This window comes from Arthrobacter sp. Soc17.1.1.1, from assembly GCF_036867195.1.
Taxonomy (GTDB): Bacteria; Actinomycetota; Actinomycetes; order Actinomycetales; family Micrococcaceae; genus Arthrobacter_D.
Map to the genome: position 1 here is coordinate 2,435,743 of NZ_JBAJII010000001.1, position 15,798 is coordinate 2,451,540.

General features: G+C 72.9%; 14 protein-coding genes. 5 read left to right on the forward strand and 9 right to left on the reverse strand.

What is annotated here, in order from left to right:
* Positions 1-106: 106 nt before the first annotated feature.
* Complete coding sequence (locus V6S67_RS11320) at positions 107-796, reverse strand: NUDIX hydrolase (protein ID WP_334210340.1); 690 nt, start codon at positions 794-796, stop codon at positions 107-109.
* 229 nt (positions 797-1,025) lie between these two features.
* Here V6S67_RS11320 and V6S67_RS11325 point away from each other — a divergent pair, with 229 nt between their 5' ends.
* Both V6S67_RS11325 and V6S67_RS11330 read left to right on the forward strand, forming a co-directional pair.
* A complete protein-coding gene (locus V6S67_RS11325; protein ID WP_334210341.1) occupies positions 1,026-1,832 on the forward strand; it encodes an alpha/beta fold hydrolase in 807 nt (268 codons plus the stop codon).
* A 126-nt stretch (positions 1,833-1,958) separates the two neighbouring features.
* On the forward strand, positions 1,959-3,011 hold the full coding sequence (locus V6S67_RS11330; protein ID WP_334210342.1) for a serine/threonine-protein kinase: 1,053 nt from the start codon (positions 1,959-1,961) through the stop codon (positions 3,009-3,011).
* Positions 3,012-3,189: 178 nt separating this feature from the next.
* Here the strand turns inward: V6S67_RS11330 and V6S67_RS11335 are convergent, their stop codons facing one another.
* The 5 genes from V6S67_RS11335 to V6S67_RS11355 all read right to left on the reverse strand — a co-directional run bounded on the left by V6S67_RS11335 (position 3,190) and on the right by V6S67_RS11355 (position 10,214).
* Positions 3,190-3,357, reverse strand: coding sequence for a hypothetical protein (locus V6S67_RS11335; protein ID WP_334210343.1), 168 nt, complete (start codon positions 3,355-3,357; stop codon positions 3,190-3,192).
* A gap of 87 nt (positions 3,358-3,444) precedes the next feature.
* Positions 3,445-4,797: an MFS transporter gene (locus V6S67_RS11340; protein ID WP_334210344.1), complete on the reverse strand. Its 1,353-nt coding sequence runs from the start codon at positions 4,795-4,797 to the stop codon at positions 3,445-3,447.
* A 71-nt stretch (positions 4,798-4,868) separates the two neighbouring features.
* Positions 4,869-7,913 carry an SMC family ATPase gene (locus V6S67_RS11345; RefSeq protein ID WP_334210345.1) on the reverse strand — a complete coding sequence of 1,015 codons (3,045 nt, stop codon included), beginning with the start codon at positions 7,911-7,913 and terminating at the stop codon, positions 4,869-4,871.
* 9 nt (positions 7,914-7,922) lie between these two features.
* On the reverse strand, positions 7,923-9,086 hold the full coding sequence (locus tag V6S67_RS11350; RefSeq protein ID WP_334210346.1) for an exonuclease SbcCD subunit D: 1,164 nt from the start codon (positions 9,084-9,086) through the stop codon (positions 7,923-7,925).
* Between the two features lie 78 nt (positions 9,087-9,164).
* Positions 9,165-10,214 carry an aquaporin gene (locus tag V6S67_RS11355; RefSeq protein ID WP_334210347.1) on the reverse strand — a complete coding sequence of 350 codons (1,050 nt, stop codon included), beginning with the start codon at positions 10,212-10,214 and terminating at the stop codon, positions 9,165-9,167.
* 161 nt (positions 10,215-10,375) lie between these two features.
* Between V6S67_RS11355 and V6S67_RS11360 the strand changes: the two genes are divergently transcribed.
* Entirely contained in the window at positions 10,376-11,449 is a 1,074-nt protein-coding gene (locus tag V6S67_RS11360) for an ADP-ribosylglycohydrolase family protein (protein ID WP_334210348.1), read from the forward strand.
* 4 nt (positions 11,450-11,453) lie between these two features.
* Entirely contained in the window at positions 11,454-12,497 is a 1,044-nt protein-coding gene (locus V6S67_RS11365; protein ID WP_334210349.1) for an SDR family NAD(P)-dependent oxidoreductase, read from the forward strand.
* Positions 12,498-12,623: 126 nt separating this feature from the next.
* On the opposite strand, the gene V6S67_RS11370 is transcribed toward V6S67_RS11365, so the two are convergent.
* Entirely contained in the window at positions 12,624-13,616 is a 993-nt protein-coding gene (locus V6S67_RS11370; protein WP_334210350.1) for an exonuclease domain-containing protein, read from the reverse strand.
* Positions 13,617-13,708: 92 nt separating this feature from the next.
* Here V6S67_RS11370 and V6S67_RS11375 point away from each other — a divergent pair, with 92 nt between their 5' ends.
* The gene (locus tag V6S67_RS11375) at positions 13,709-14,386 is read left to right on the forward strand and encodes an HAD family hydrolase (RefSeq protein WP_334210351.1); all 678 of its coding nucleotides are present in this window, start codon (positions 13,709-13,711) and stop codon (positions 14,384-14,386) included.
* Here V6S67_RS11375 and V6S67_RS11380 read toward each other — a convergent pair.
* Complete coding sequence (locus V6S67_RS11380) at positions 14,352-15,050, reverse strand: GNAT family N-acetyltransferase (RefSeq protein ID WP_334210352.1); 699 nt, start codon at positions 15,048-15,050, stop codon at positions 14,352-14,354. The genes V6S67_RS11375 and V6S67_RS11380 overlap by 35 nt on opposite strands.
* Positions 15,047-15,634, reverse strand: coding sequence for a DedA family protein (locus V6S67_RS11385; protein WP_334211583.1), 588 nt, complete (start codon positions 15,632-15,634; stop codon positions 15,047-15,049). Before V6S67_RS11385 ends, V6S67_RS11380 begins: the two co-directional genes overlap by 4 nt.
* Positions 15,635-15,798 lie beyond the last annotated feature (164 nt).

The window sequence follows — 15,798 nt, forward strand, 5'->3', positions numbered from 1 at the left end:
GATCGGGACGGTTTCGGGACGGTTTCGGGACGGTTTCGGGACCGATCGGGACGGTTTTCGGACAGACCGGGACAGTCAGGGCCGGACGGCGGACTGCCCCGACCGGTCAGGGCTCGGGAGCGGGCTGTCCCGTGTAGCGGTAGAGCCTGGGCGGGCGGTTGCGCACGCCCTGCAGCACCTCATCGGTGGCGGCGATGTCCTTGGCCGACCGGAACTGGCGCCGGAAGTTGGCCGGGTCGAGCTGCCGGCCGAGGACGGCCTCGTAGACCCCGCGCAGCTGCGCGAGGGTGAACCGGTCGCCGAGGAGGTGATGAGCGACGGAGCCGTACTCGATCTTGCCGCGCAGCCGTTCGAGGGCGTAGGCGACGATCTCGTCGTGGTCGAAGGCGAGGCCGGCCGCCTCCGATGCGCGGAACCAGCGCACGTTCTCCGACTCCCGTGCGAGCTCGGCCTGGTCCGGTCGGACGAGGGCCCAGTACACGATGGACACCATGCGCTGCGCGGCTGCCCGGTCGAGCCCTCCGAAGGCGTACAGCTGCTCGAGGTACGTCGGCTCGAGATCGGTCGTCTCCCGCAGGTTCCTGGCCGCGGCGTCCTGCAGGGATTCGCTCCCGCCGAGCGGCCCGCCGGGAAGCGCCCAGCGGCCGAGATGCGGTTGCCGGATCCTGCGGACGAGAGGAAGCCAGATCTCCGACCGGCCGGTCACGGGATCCGACCGCAGCGCGAAGATCACCGTCGAGATGGCGAGCGCCGGCGCCTGGGCCTGGCGCTCCGAGACGTTGGCCGAGCTGTACATACCCGGTCCTTCCGTCCGATGAGGTGCGACCCGACTTAGGGTCAAAATGACTATAACTCATCGAAGCGGGTCAGGGAAGGCTCCGCCGTGCCGGCCGGACGGACGCCTCCCGGCACGGGGTTGAACCCCCGGCGGGAAGTGTCTAAAGTCTCACGCGTCGGCCTCCGGGCCGCGCGGCGGGGATGTGTTCGACGGAGCACACGTCCCTGCCTCCCTTACGATGGTGTGCATGGACCACCACGCCGTACACGACGTCGAGGGCATCGACCCCCACCTGTCCATCACGCGCAGCGATGCGGCAGACCCGCTCCCGCTGCCGCCGATCCTCCTGCTGCACGGCTTCGGCTCCTCGTCCCGGAGGAACTGGACGGACACGGGCTGGGTCCGCTTCCTCAACGACGCCGGCCGCACCGTCATTATGGTGGATCTCCCTGCGCACGGGGACAGCGCGGCGCCGGACGACGGCGGCGCCTACACCCCGAGCCGGATGCGCGCGGACATCCTGCAGGCCCTGTTCGACGAGCGCGTGGTACCGCTCCGCGACGGGGACCCCACCTCCGGCGTCGATATCATCGGCTACTCCTTGGGATCCCGCCTCGCGTGGGAGTTCGGCGCCACACAGCCGGAGATCGTCCGGCGCATGGTGCTGGGTGGGCCGGGGACGGCCGACCCGCTCGCCTCCTTCGACCTCGAGGGCGCGGAACGCTTCCTCGCCGGGGGCGCGCCCTCGCAGGACCCGACCACGGCCGACCTCCTGCGCATGGCCCAGGCGGGCGATCACGCGGACGTCCCCGCACTCCTGGCGATGGTCGCGGCCATCAAGACCGAGCCGTTCGACCCGGAGGGCGCCGTGCCCCGCATGCCGCTGCTCCTGGTCACCGGTGACCAGGACGATTACGCCGGCGGCATCGAGGACCTCAGGGCGTGGGCGCCGGACGCCGCCGTGGCGATCCTTCCAGGACGGAACCACTCGAACGCCATCACCTCGCGGCTCTTCAAGGACACGGCCCTCGGGTTCCTCGACGCAGGACAGTGATCAAGATTCGATAACGCCCCATCGGGCGCGCAGGGGCGGGATCCCCCGGACGTTATACTGACAATTGATCAGCACCCTTAGGGCCGTGCCGGATCGATCATCACGAACTGTCGCGGGAGGACACGCATGCGGGTCCTCGCCGATCGGTACGAGACCACGGGACTGCTCGGCGTCGGAGGAGCCGCCTCGGTGTACCGTGCGGTCGACCGCACCCTCGGCCGGGCCGTCGCGATCAAGATCTTCAATCCCACGACGTCGGACGACGACGACTACCGCCGCCAGCACACCGAGACGATCCTGCTCTCCACGCTCAACCATCCCGGGCTCGTGACCCTGCATGACGCCGGGGTGCAGGTGGACGAGGACGGCCGGAGCACCGGCTTCCTGGTCATGGAACTCGTGCACGGTGAGGACCTGCGCCGCCGCCTCCGGCGGGGCGCGCTCGGCGCGGAGGACGTGGCCCAGCTCGGCGCGGATCTGGCGGATACACTGGCCTACGTCCACTCCGAGGGCGTGGTCCACCGCGACGTGAAGCCCGCCAACATCCTGCTCTTCCACAGCGCGGACAACAGCACGCGCCTGTATGCCAAGCTCACGGACTTCGGGATAGCCCGCCTGGTCGACGCCACGCTGGCCACGGCCGTCGGTGCGACGATCGGCACGGCGAACTACCTCAGCCCGGAGCAGGCCAAGGGCGATCCCGTCGACGGTCGGAGCGACGTCTACTCGCTGGGCCTCGTCCTCCTCGAATGCCTGACCGGCGAGAAGGCGTTCCCGGGGCCGGTGGTCGAGGCGGCCCTGGCGCGGCTCCTCCGCGACCCCGAGGTGCCTGATGCGCTCGGACCGGAGTGGGCGGACCTGCTGCGCCGCATGACGTCGAGGGATCCGGCCCGCCGACCCCACGCGCACGACGTCGCCCTCCAGCTCCGCAGCCGGACCGGCGACGCCCTCCGGGTCCCGGCTCCCGCGGCGCCGGCTCCCGCAGTGCCGGCTCCCGCAGTGCCGGCACAGCGGGAGCCGGGCGCTCGTGCCCCGGACGACGCCGGCCCCACCGGCGGCGTGATCACGGGTGGGTCCTTCACGGGCGGGTTCGTCACCGGCGGATCCGTCACGGGCGGTGTCCTCGGCGGCACTGTCCGCCTGCCGGATCCGCCCCGGCGTGCTCCCAGCATCGCCTGAGCCTCCCGGTATCACCTGAGGACAGCATCCGGCGTCCGACCCGGACGCCTCGCGGCTCCTCCTGGTTCTACCCCTGCTCCTGGCGCCGGCTTCCTGCCCGACGACCGGCGCATCGACACGGAAGGGCCCGGGTCACCGGCACTGCCGATGACCCGGGCCCTTCCGTGTCTGTTCCGGGTCAGGACCCGTCGCCGTCGTCCTCTTCCGGCTCGAAGTTGCTCGGCTCGTCGGTCGATCCCGCCGCCACGCCGTCCTCGCTCGCGGGGATGGTGCCCTCGGGGCCGGCGCCCTGGGCGTCGTCGCCTTCGTGCCCGGTACCTTCGTGTTCGGTGCCTTCGGTACTCATATCGGTCCTCCTGCAGCTCGGATGTCTTCCGATCCTATGCGCCGCGCAGGGGAAGCGACAGCGCGCCGGCCGGTCACGACCAGCATGCTATGGGACGCGTCGTCCGGCACTCGGGGACGTGCCCCGTCCACTCCCCGCGCGCCGCAGGGCGACGGCGGAGAGCACACCGAGGAGCAGCAGGACGGCTGCCGACGACGCCGGGACCGCCGCAGCGCCTGCGGCTCCGGCCGATTCCGCGAGCGTCCCGGCGAGCGCCGAGCCGATCGCCGTTCCTGCGACGATACCGCTGGCGAGCAGCGTCATGACCGTGCCGAGCCTGTTCGCCGGAGCGACCTCCGAGCCGATGGAGAAGATGGTCACCATGGTGGGTCCCACGAAGAGGCCGAGGACGAGCAGCACCGCGACCATGGCGCCGATCGAGTCGGGAAGGGCCAGCGCCACTGCGGCGGCCGCCATCGCCGCAGCCGATGCGATCCAGCGGGCGGTGTGGCCGAAGCGCCGGGGCCAGTAGGCCACGGACAGGGCGGCGATCGCGGAACTGAGCCCCATCACGGCATACAGCAGCCCCGAGGACTCCGGGGAGCCGAAGTGCCCGGTGAAGGCCGTGAGGAACGTCTGCGTGGACCCGAAGAACGTCCCCATGGCGATCATGCCCGCCACGGGGAGCAGGACGAGCCACGCCCGGTAACCAAGCGCCTCCGCGCCGGTGGCGCCGCCGTCGCCCGCGGGCGCGGGGGGCGCATCGCTGAACGCCACGGTCCGGTGCACGGCGAAGGCGCTGACGAGGGTGAGGGTGAGGGCGGCGGCCAGGGCCAGCGGGAGCCAGGGCGCGATCAGTCCGGCCAGCAGGCCCACGAGGGCAGGGCCGAGCACGAAGGTCAGTTCGTCGGCCGTCCCCTCGTAGGACAGCGCGGTGTCGAGATCCGCGCCGCAGCCGCGGGTCATCGCCATCCAGCGGACCCTGGCGAGCGGACCGATCTGCGGGCACGTGAAGCCCATCGCGAAGGCCGCGACGAGCACGAGGGCGAGGGCTCCTCCCGTGAAGCGTTCGCTCGTGAGGGTCACGACCAGCAGGGCGGCGATGGCCAGGGTGTTGAGGACCGCCGAGACGAGCAGCACGATCCGCTGGCCGCGCCGGTCCGCGAGGACGCCGAGCAGGGGGGCGCCCAGGGCCGAGCCGATACCCACGGCGCCGGCCGCGAATCCGCCGGCGGCGTACGAGTCGCTGGCAGTGGTCACGAGCGTCAAGGCGCCGACGGTGAGCATCGCGAGGGGAAGCCGGGCGAAGAGGCCGAGGACGAGGAAGGAGGTACCCGCGAGTCGCGGCAGCACGCCGAACCTGCCGAGGCGGGAGCGCTCAGGGCTGTCGGGGTGGGGTGCGGGGGACGGTGTCGGGGACGGGAGGGAGTCCGCCGAGGCGGGCGTCGGGTTCTTGTACATGCGCTTTCCGGGTGCGTCGAACGCGCATCGTCCCCCCTCCCGATGCGCCCGACCCGTAGCCGCTACCAAGTTTACACGCCGGCGGACTGCTCCACGAGGCGCAGGATCGAGCCCTGCCGCCCTTTGACGACCTGCAGCTGCGCACTCACCCGCTGCTTGAGCTCGGGCACGTGGCTCACCAGCCCCACCACGCGCCCTCCGCTCCTCAGGCCCTCGAGTGCGTCCATGACCTGCTCGAGGGCCTGGTCGTCGAGGGAGCCGAACCCCTCGTCCACGAACAGGGTCTCGATGTCGAGTCCGCCGGCCTCCTGCTGCACCACGTCCGCCAGGCCGAGGGCCAGCGCCAGCGACGCCATGAAGGACTCGCCACCCGAGAGGGTCGAGGTGTCGCGTCGGTTGCCGGTCCAGCCATCGATCACGTTCAGGCCCAGTCCCGACCGCTTGTTGCCGGCGGTGGCGTCGCTGTGCACGAGTTGGTAGCGGCCGTCGGACATCTGGAGCAGTCGCTCGGTGGCAGCGGCGGCCACCTGCTCGAGCCGTGACGCCAGGACGTAGGTCGCCAGGGACATCTTGTAGGTGTTCTCCCCTCCCCCGCGGGCCGTGTCGGCGACGGCTGCCACCAGGCGGGCGCGCTCCCGCAGCGGTGCGACGTCCCGCTCGAGGTCCTCGAGCTGCCGCGCGTACGTCTCCAGCTGGGCCACGGACTGGCCGAGCACCTCCGCCCGGATCCCTGCCCGGTGCGCCCGGACCCTGAGGTCCTCGGCGGTGGCGCCTGCGCGCCGCTCGTCCTCCTCGGAGGGCGGCTCGATGCCGTCCCGCTCCTCACGGAGGGTCTCCTGGACCACCGGGTCGTCCCACGCCGCGTCCAGGCGGTGGCCACGGACCTCGTGGTCCCGCACCTCCCGCGTCACCTGCGCGTAGCGGTCCTCGGTCATGAGCGCGGCGCGCGCATCCTCGGCCGAGGCGAACGACGTGGCGCGCAGGGCCTCGTCGAGGCGCTTCCGGTTGTCCGCCTGGCGCGCGACGGCGCGCACCACGTCGTCGAACGTGTCACGGACGGCTTCGAGGCGGTCCTGGGCACGCTGCACCCCGTCGATACGCTCCGCCAGCGACGGCGCCCCTGCCTGGAGACCGGCGAGCCGCTGCACGAGGAGGTCCTCCTGGTCCAGCAGCGAGGCCCTCCGTGATTCCGCGGCGGCCCGTTCCTCCCGGAGCGCGTCCCGCAGCCTGGCGGCCCGGTCCTCCTCCTCGACGGACGCCCGGATCCGTTCCTCGACGGCCGAGCATTCCCTCTGCGCCGCGTCGGCGGCATCGAGCGTCGCGCGTGCCGCGAGGGTCGCGGCAGCAGCGTCCTCGGCCGGGGTGTCGCCGCCCCTGGCCGCGAGGTCGGCCACCTCGAGCCGCACCCGGTCCCGCACCTCCCGGGCGTCGTCCTGGGCGGACTCGGCCTCGGACTGCAGGCGGCGCGCGGCCTGCTCCTCCTCGAGGGTGATCCGGTGCCCGCCGGGCGACGTGACGGGCGCCGGGTGCTCCGGGCTGCCGCAGACCGGGCACGGCTGCCCGTCCTCCAGCCGCGCGGCGAGTTCCTCGGCGGACTGCTCGAGCCGGAGCTCGAGCGTGCGGAGCCACTCCTCCTTCAGCTGGAGGAAGCGCCCGGCCGCCGCGGCGTATGCCGTGTCCGCCGCGGTGCGGCGCTCGACGGCCGCGCGGTACTGCCGTACGACGTCCTCGGCGGCGACGGCCGCGGCGAGATCGGCCCGGAGGTGCTCCAGTCCGTCGGCCGCGAGGCGGAGCGGCACGAGGCGTTCGGTGTCCTCCGTGCGCGTGCGCTGGAGCCGGGCCACGGTCCCGACCGCCTCCTCGATGCGCCGGACGAGGTCGCCGACCGTCGACGTCCCCGACTGCAGCGCGGTACGGATGTCCAGCAGCCGCCGCTCGTCGGGCAGGGCGGCTCGCAGGACGCCCAGGGCGGACGAGGACGCCGCGCAGGCGTCCGCCAGTGCGTCGCGGGGCACGGCGTCGTCGGAGAGGAGCCCGAGATCGAAGTACTCGGCGGCGACGGCGTCCTCCCGCACGCGGTCGAGGGCCTCCCGGTGCAGGGAGCGGGCCCGCTCGACCGCGGCGACTCCGTCGTCGTCCAGACCGAGGAGGCCCGCCAGTGCCTGCGCCTGGTCGTGCTGCCGCAGGACGCCGGCCAGGTCGGCGATCCTCCGGGCGCCGCCCTCGTGCTCCTCCCGCTGTGCCCGGAGCTGCGCGAGGGCCGCGAAGCTGCCGCGCCGTCGCCGGATGTCCGCGAGCGCTCCGTCGGCGAGGGCGCTCTGTTCCGTGAGGTCGAGGCTCTCGAGCGCTGCCGTGTCCCGCTGCGTCGCGAGGGCGTCGGTCATGGCCTGCATCGACGCCGACCCGTCCGCTGCCTCGAGGGCATCCCCGGTACCGCCGACGTCGTGGCGCTGGGCCTCGTCGATGGCACGGAGCAGGAGATGCCGCTGCTGGTCCTCCTGCCCGGCGAGCTCGCGCCCGACCCGCTGGCTCTCCTCGCCGAACAGTCTCTCGAGATCCTCGAAGCGCGTGGTCGAGAAGAGCCTCTGGAGCAGTTCCCGCCGCGGCTTGGCGTCCGCGCGGAGGAAGGCCGCGAACTCGCCCTGGGGCAGCATCACCACCTTGGTGAACTGCTCCTTGTCCATGCCGAGCAGCGCCTGCAGCTCGAGCCCGGCCTCGTCGTTGCGGGCCGATTTCTGCACCCACTCGGCGCCGACGCGTTCGCTGAGGAGGGTGCGGGCCTGTTCGGTCGTCGTGCCGCCGCCCCGCCGTGCGGGCCGCTCCCAGGCCGGTGACCGCACCACGCGGAAGCGGCGGTCGGCGACGGAGAACTCGAGGGAGACCTCGGGCGCCACGGACTCGGCCGCGTGGTCGCTGCGCAGCCGTTTGGCGGCCTGGCGCGCACCCGGGACCGAGCCGTAGAGCACGAAGCACACGGCGTCGAGCACGCTCGACTTGCCCGCCCCGGTGGGTCCGTTGAGGAGGAACAGACCCTGCGCGGACAGGGCGTCGAAGTCGACGCTCTGGCGGTCGGCGAAGGGCCCGAACGCCTGGATCTCGAGGTGGTGCAGTCTCACGGGTGCTTCCTACCGTTCGTGGGCGAGGCTCAGGGCGGTGTCGACGGTCCGCCGGACCAGCGCCTGCTCCTCCGGCGAGGCCTTCCGGCCGCGGACGTGCTCGAGGAAGCCGCAGCAGATGTCGGCGTCGTCCCTGGCCCCCGCGATGCGTTCGCTGTAGGTCCGGGTGTCCGCGCCGGCTCCGCCCTCGGGGGCGAAGGCGAGCACCAGGGTGTCGGGGAAGCGTGTCCGGAGGCGCTCCATGGCGCGTGCCGGGCGCTCGGGATCGGTGAGGGTGACCTGGCAGTAGGCGGTCTCCGCCCAGTCGAGGTCGGCCCGGCCGAGCAGGTCGTCGAGCCGGCCCTCGAGCACGGCGAGGTCCCGGGGTGCGGGCCAGTCGACGGCGCGGATGTCCGTCACGCCGGTGTGGTCCACGTCCAGGAGCCAGGCTCCCTTGGTGTGGTCGACCTCGGAGAAGGAGTAGGCGAGAGGCGAGCCCGAGTACCGCACGGTCCCGGAGAGCTTCTGCCGGCCGTGCAGATGGCCGAGCGCGCTGTAGTCGAAGCCGTCGAAGAGGGAGAGCGGCACAGCGCCGAGTCCGCCGATGGCAAGGTCGCGTTCGCTGTCGGTGGGTGCGCCGCCGGCGGCGAAGGTGTGGGCCATGACGATCGACACCACGCGCCGGCCCTCCGCCCTCCGGCCGAGGTCCTCGCGGATGCGGTCGAGGGCCGCACCGGTGACGGCCGTGTGGGTCCCGGCGTCCGCTGCCAGCGCGTCCGCGACGACGCGCGGTTCCAGATAGGGGATGCCGTAGACGGCGAGCTCGGCGTCCTGCCCGAGCGGCCACGTGACCGGGACGGCGATGTCCTCGAGGCGCGTACGGAGGTGGACTCCCCCGCGGGAGAGGAGCCGACCGCCGAATCCGAGCCTGGTGGCGGAATCGTGGTTCCCGCTGCTGATGACCACCTGTGCACCGGCGACGGTCAGCCGGTCCAGTGCCTCGTCGAGGAGGGCCACGACGTCGACGGCGGGCAGGGCGCGGTCGTAGACATCCCCGGCGACGAGGACGACGTCGACGCCTTCCTCGCGCACGGTCTTCTCGAGGCTGTCGAGGAAGATCCGCTGGGCGTCGAGGGTCCCGGTGCCGTGGAAGGAACGGCCCAGGTGCCAGTCGGATGTGTGGAGGATCCTCATGATTTTCACGCTACCGCCACACGCCGACATTGTCCGGGTCGGTGTCCGGGTCGGCGTGCGGCTCGCTGCGGCATGGTGCTAGCGACCGGGTCCGGAGGTCCCGGGCGTCCCGTCGCGGGGAACCTGCGGCCCGTCGGACGCGGTCGCGTCGAAGAAGGACGCCGCATCGCCGGACGGATGGCGCCCGCCCATGTCGGCGTCCTCGCCGTCGGGGCTGCCGCCCGCGGGACCGGCGTCGCCGGCCTGGTGCTGGTGTCCGGGCGCGCCCGCCGTGGCAGGGGCCTCGCCCTCCGGCGCGTCCCTGCGGCCGGGCACGGAGGAATCGATGCTGCGGAAGACGAGTCCTGCGATCAGGCCGCCCATGATCGGCGCTGCCCAGAACAGCCACAGCTGCTGGAGGGCCCAGGGCTCCGCGAAGACGGCCGATGCGGCGGAGCGGACGGGGTTGATGCCGCCGTTCGTCACGGGCAGGAGGAACGAGAGCAGTCCCGCGTAGGTCAGGCCGACGGCGAACGGGGCGAGGTCGCGCCGGGCGCGTCGCGAGCCTGCTCCGAGGAAGACCGCCACGAGGAGCGCGGTGGCGACCACCTCGAGCAGGAAGGCGCTGGTCAGGGGGAACCGAGCCGCGGAGTGCTCGTCGAAACCGTTCGAGGCCGAGCTGAAGAAGCCCTGGATGTTGGTGAGCTGCGCGTTGGCACCGAGGACGAGCCAGATCAGCCCGGACGCGGCGACGGCGCCCACCGCCTGCGCCACGACGTACGGTGCCACGGACCTCCAGCCGGTCCTTCCGGCCACGGCGGAACCGATGGTGACGGCCGGGTTGAAGTGTCCCCCGGACACGTACCCGAACGCGATCATCGCGGCCACGACGGCGAAGCCGAACACGAGGACGGGTTGCAGTGCGGTCTCCGTGGCGAGCATCGTCGCGCCGAGGCCGGCGAGGACGACGAGGAAGGATCCGACCGCCTCGGCGACGGAACGGGCCACGAGGCCGGGAGCCCGCACCGCGTCGTCGGTCGCGGGGCCGGCGGATGACGCAGGGCCGGCGGACGACGCGGGGCCGGCGGACGACGCGCCTGCCGTCGCTCCGGCCGGTGTCGCTGCGGCCGGTGTCGTGGGAGAGGTCATGGAAGCGGATTCCTTCGGTCGTGCCTGCGGGGGGACGGTCCGGTGCTGCACCGGACCGCGGACGAGCCTTCCATCCTAGTCTGCGTGGCGGCTGGGAGCCCTGCCGGGCGGCCGGGAGCGGGCGCGCGTCCCGGGCCGGGCGGCCTCCCTAGACTGGACGGGTGACGACCGACAGCACCGCGGACCGCAGGACCGCCAGCCCGACCACCCCGACCACCCCGACCACCCCCGACGGCGGAGCGCCCGGCTACCGGGACCGTGTGCTCGGCTGCCTCCTCGGGACGATGGCGGGCGACGCGTACGGCGTCCTCTCCCTCGCAGGGGACGATCCGACCGCCGCCCTCGAGGACCCCGCGGCGGTGACGGTCTCGGAGGCGACGCAACTGACCCTGTACACCGTGGACGGCCTGGTCGACGCCCTGGAATGGGCCAACGACGGCGTCGCCGCGGACGAGACGGCCTGCCTGTGGCTCGCCTACCTCCGCTGGCTCCGCCGGCAGGGCGAACACCTCCCGGCCGGCGCGCCGGAGCCGCCCGCACGGTGGCTCGACCGCCAGGACGACCTCCTGCCCGTCCACGACGCCGACACCGACACCGTCCGCGCACTGCTCAGCGGGGAGATGGGCACGCGGGCCCGGCCGCTCAATCCGCTGGCCGAGGGCCCCGGCGCGCTGATGCGCTCCGCGCCCTTCGGACTGGTGCCCCGCATCCCCGCGAGCATGGTGGAACGGCTGACGGTCGACGGCGCGGCGCTCACGCATGGCTCGGCCGCCGCGAGGGGCACCGCGGCCCTCTTCAGCACCATCGTGCGGTCCCTGGCCATCGAGGGCCTCGGTCTTCCGGAGGCGGTCCGTGCGATCCGCGACGAGGAGCGCAGGCTCGCCCCCGATGCCGCGCAGCCCGAGGGGACCGCGGAGCGCGATGCCGCAGGTTCCGGCGCTCCGGCCGACGGGCCGACGGCGGCAGGCACCTTCGAGGCCGCACTGCAGGCGGGCCTCGAGGGTGCATCGGCACCGGGCTCGCCGCGGGATCAGCTGGCGGCCGCGCTGGCCCACGCGGCGGCCGCCGGCAGGCCCGATGCCTCCCCCGGAGTCGCCGCGTCCGTGGCGGGGGCGATCCTCGGCGCCCTCCACGGGACGAGCGCCCTGCCTCCCGCCTACCTCGACGCCCCCGGTATGCCCGCCGTCGTCCGGACGATGGCGGGCACCCTGCTCGCCGCGACCACGGGATCCTGACCGGATGGACCCGCTGGATGGCGCAGGGGACGGCACACGGGACAGCGCATCGGGTGGCGCGTCGGACGGCGCATCGGGCGGCACGTCGGACGGCACATCGGGCGGCACGTCGGGCGGCACATCGGGCGGGACGGACTGGGACCCTGCGGCCCTTCCGTCCCTGACGGGCCGGCGGGTCCTCGTCACCGGCGGCAACGCGGGCCTCGGGTACTTCGCGTGCGAGCAGCTCGCGGGCGCCGGTGCGAGCGTGGTCCTCGCGTCGCGCAGCAGGGACAGGGCCGGCCGGGCCATCAGCGCCATCCGCGGCCTGCATCCCGACGCCGACATCTCCTTCCAGCCCCTGGACCTGGCCGATCTGTCCTCGGTGCGGACTGCAGCGGCGGCCATCGCGGCGGGTCCTCCGCTGGCCGGTCTGCTCGCGAACGCGGGCATGGTCGGTTCACCGGAGCGGCGCACCACGGCGGACGGTTTCGAGGTGCAGTTCGGCACCAACCACCTCGGGCACTACGCCCTGATCGCCTCGCTGCTGCCGGCACTCTCCGCCGCCGGCACCCGGATCGTGCACCTCGGCAGCATCAGCCACCGCTGGGCGCGGCTCACTCCGTCGTCCCTGCAGCCGTCGTCGTACCGCAACGCGAGCGCGTATGCGACGTCGAAGCTGGCCGTCATGGCGTTCGGCTTCGAGCTGGCGCGTCGCCTCGAGCTGACCGGCAGTGCTGCCACGAGCGTCGTGGCCCACCCGGGCCTGGCCCTCGGCATGCTCTCCCCGGCCCGTCCCGGCATCGGGGTCCACGAGCCTGCGGCCGCCTGGCGGAAGCGCGTCATGGCCCCGGTCGCGCAGGGCAAGGACGACGGCGCGTGGCCGCTCGTGCGGGCCACGGTCGACGCCGGTATCCCGAACGGCGCCTACTGCGGGCCCGGCGGCTGGTTCCAGCTCAAGGGCCGGCCGGTCCTCGTGCCCGCGAAGCCGCGGGCACGCGAGAGCAATGCGGCGTCGAGGCTCATCGACCTCTCCGCCGCCCTCACAGGGATCGGCCTGCACGTCTGACCGGTCCCCGCGCCTGCTCACTAGCTCACCGGCTCACCGGCTCATCGACCTCTCCGCCGGCCACTAGCTCACCGGCTCACTGGCTCACTGGCTCTCCGCCGGCCACCGGCTCACCGGCTCACTAGCTCACTGGCTCTCCGCCGGCCACCGTCCACCGGTCATCTGCAGGAACTCGGCCTCCGACAGCACTTCGATGGCCTGGCCCCGCTCGTGCAGTTCGAGCACACGCCGCGCCTTGCCGGTCACGCGCCCGTTGCGCAGGTCCGACGCGACGAACCCGTCGCCGACCACCAGCACGGTGGTCCTGCGGGTGACGGAACTGGCCGGCTGCGCCCCGAGGCGGGCCGCACGCTCCTTCGCCTGCGGGCGCGGGATGCCGAGGTTCCCCGTGAACACGACGGTCTGCCCGTAGAGCGGGTGCCGCGGATCGGCCTGCGCGTTGGCGTGCGGGTTCTCCCCCTCCTCCGGCCAGCCCGCCCATCCGGTGGGCGACGTACCGCGCTCGAGGGCGGTGCGGGTGGCCTTCGACAGCTCGTCCACGCCCGGCGCGTACGGCTCGGCACGGGACAGCGGGAGGTTGTGGTGGCCGAGCACCTCCTCGACCGTCGACGCGCCGAACCGGCGGGCGATGTCGATCATGATGCCGGCGCACGCCCGCGCGTCCTCGACGGCGTCGTGGTGGTTGACCAGCGGCACGCCGGCGGCCTCCGCGACGAAGGGCAGCGAGTAGGAGGGCAGCGAGTAGCTCTTCCGCGAGAGGACGACGGTGCAGGTGTAGTCCCAGGCCGGCCCCGGCAGGGCGGACACCTCGAGGGCGGAGCGGATCACGCCGAGGTCGAAGGCCGCGTTGTGCGCCACGAGGACGTCGGAGCCGATGAAGCCGCCGATCTCCGGGAACAGGTCGCCGAACCGCGGGGCGTCGGCGACCATGGCCGAGGTGATGCCGTGGATCGCGATGTTCCGGGAATCGAAGGAGTCGTGCCCGACGGGCGGGCGCATCAGCCAGGACGCCTCCTCGACGATGCGGCCGTCCCTGACCTTGGTCAGCCCGACGGCGCAGGGGGACCCGCGGAAGCCATTCGCCGTCTCGAAGTCGATGGCCGTGAATGCGATTCCCACGGGACGAGTTTACCGCCGTCACCGGCCGTAGGTTCACGTAACGTTCACCGCCGGTCCGACGCGCCGGCGGGGTTGCGGCCCTACGCTGAACCATGGCCCGCATCGACACGCCCCGCAGGTGGTACCTCATCGACTACGGAAACGTGATCTCCACCGCCCCCACACCGCAGGACTGGGAGCTGCTCGCCGAGGCGACCGGCACCCGGGACCTGCAGGACTCCACCTCGGCGTACTGGCGGCACCGGTACGCCTACGACGCCGGCGCCCTCACCTCGGAGGAGTACTGGTCACTGGTCTGCGGCGAGCGCGTGGAGCACGTCAGGTCCGCATGGCTCGACGTCCTGGACGGCAACCAGTGGTCGCACCCGAACCTCGACACCCTCGACGTCCTCGAGGACCTGGACGCCCGCGGTGAGCAGCTCGCCCTGCTCTCGAACATGCCGGCCACCATGGTGTCGCACCTCTCCCACGCACCGTGGACCCGGCTGTTCCGGCACCTGTTCTTCAGTTCGTCGCTCGGGCTCGTGAAGCCCTCCCCCGCGATCTTCGAGCATGTGCTCGCCGAGCTCGCCGTCGATGCGGGCCAGGTCACGTTCGTCGACGACGCCCCCGCCAACATCGTGGCCGCCCGGGCGCTCGGGATCGACGCGAGGCTGTTCGACCCGTCGGCGGACCTGTCGCGGGTGCTCGCGGGCCCGGGAACGGGAGGCGCGCGGACGCCGGCCGCGGCGGACGTCAGCCTGCTGGGGCGGGAGCCGGTCCGGGACTGAGGAAGTCCAGTGCCGGCTGCAGCCCGCGGACCTCGGCCGTCCACTCCGGCCGGATGAAGTCCTCCCTGGCGAGCAGCAGGTTCTGCTGCGTCTGCACCTCGTCCCGGCGGGCCTCGACGAGTGCGGTGCCGTTCGGGACGTAGCCGAGGCGCCGGGACACGCCGAGCGACGCGCGGTTCCAGTCGGCCGCCTCCGACACGGCCGACGCCGCACCGAGGTGGTCGAACGCGAACTGCAGCACGCCGGACCTCATCTCGGTGCCGAGCCCCTGCCCCTGCGCCGATCGCGTCAGCCAGGACCCGGAGCCCACCTGCCGCAGCAACGGGAACCGCCGTGCCCTGAGGTCCTGCACGCCGATGACGCGGTCGCCGTGCAGCACGGCGAAGTTCAGGGTCCAGTCGTCCGGCGTGACGCCGGCACGCGTGGCCCACTGGTGCCGTGCCGTCTCGGTGACGAGCACGTCCCGCGGTGCGTCGGTCCACGGCACACTGAAGGGCATCTCGGCGGGGTCGTGGATGCCCGCGAGGACGGCGTCCACGAGGTCGGGCAGGTGCTCGTCCCGCACCGGTGTCAGGACCAGGCGGGGCGTCGCGATGACGAGCCCGAACAGCGGCCACACGCGCACCAGCGGGTCCGCGCCGTCGTGCGTCGGCCCGTGGGTCACTGCGCCCGCTTGGCCGCCCGGTGCTTGCGCACCTTCGAGACGACGAAGTACACGGCGAACAGCACGACGGCGACGATCACGATCTTCTGGAACGTGTTCGCGTACTCCTCGACGATGTGCCAGTTCTCGCCCAGGTAGAACCCGGCCATGACGAAGATCGTGTTCCAGATCAGGCTGCCCGCGGTGGTGAGGAGCAGGAACTTGCCCAGGGGCATGCGCTCGATCCCGGCCGGGATCGAGACGAGGCTGCGGAAGAGCGGGATCATCCTGCCGAAGAACACGGCCCGGTACCCGTGGCGCTCGAACCATGCCTCGACCCGATCCACGTCCTCGAGGTCGATGAGCGGGACCTTCGCCACGAGCCGCCGCATGCGGTCGCGTCCCAGCCAGGCCCCGAGCGCGTAGAGCGCGTAGGCGCCGATCACCGAGCCGAGGGTGGTCCAGAGGATGGCCTCGAAGAGCGAGAAGTTGCCCCGGCTCGCGGTGAAGCCCGCCAGCGGCAGGATCACCTCGCTCGGCAGGGGCGGGAAGAGGTTCTCCAGGGCGATGGCCAGCCCGGCGCCGGGGGCGCCGATGGTCTCCATGAGGTTCACGGCCCAGTCGGTGACGGCGCCGAGCGCCGATCCGTCCGACGACGTGGTCGCCGTCGCGACCTGGAGTGCCTGGGCTGTCTGGGTGATGCTCACGGTGGTGTCCGTCCCTTGTCTGGTGCAACTGGTCCGACCGGTCCGTCCTCGAGGACGGGGCG

Bases quoted from the DNA above. Each gene is read 5' to 3' on its own strand.
- V6S67_RS11340 (WP_334210344.1), bottom strand. From the start codon at position 4,797: ATGTACAAGAACCCGACGCCCGCCTCGGCGGACTCCCTCCCGTCCCCG.
- V6S67_RS11375 (WP_334210351.1), top strand. From the start codon at position 13,709: ATGGCCCGCATCGACACGCCCCGCAGGTGGTACCTCATCGACTACGGA.
- V6S67_RS11355 (WP_334210347.1), bottom strand. From the start codon at position 10,214: ATGACCTCTCCCACGACACCGGCCGCAGCGACACCGGCCGGAGCGACG.
- V6S67_RS11385 (WP_334211583.1), bottom strand. From the start codon at position 15,634: ATGGAGACCATCGGCGCCCCCGGCGCCGGGCTGGCCATCGCCCTGGAG.
- V6S67_RS11350 (WP_334210346.1), bottom strand. From the start codon at position 9,086: ATGAGGATCCTCCACACATCCGACTGGCACCTGGGCCGTTCCTTCCAC.
- V6S67_RS11365 (WP_334210349.1), top strand. From the start codon at position 11,454: ATGGACCCGCTGGATGGCGCAGGGGACGGCACACGGGACAGCGCATCG.
- V6S67_RS11335 (WP_334210343.1), bottom strand. From the start codon at position 3,357: ATGAGTACCGAAGGCACCGAACACGAAGGTACCGGGCACGAAGGCGAC.
- V6S67_RS11320 (WP_334210340.1), bottom strand. From the start codon at position 796: ATGTACAGCTCGGCCAACGTCTCGGAGCGCCAGGCCCAGGCGCCGGCG.
- V6S67_RS11325 (WP_334210341.1), top strand. From the start codon at position 1,026: ATGGACCACCACGCCGTACACGACGTCGAGGGCATCGACCCCCACCTG.
- V6S67_RS11330 (WP_334210342.1), top strand. From the start codon at position 1,959: ATGCGGGTCCTCGCCGATCGGTACGAGACCACGGGACTGCTCGGCGTC.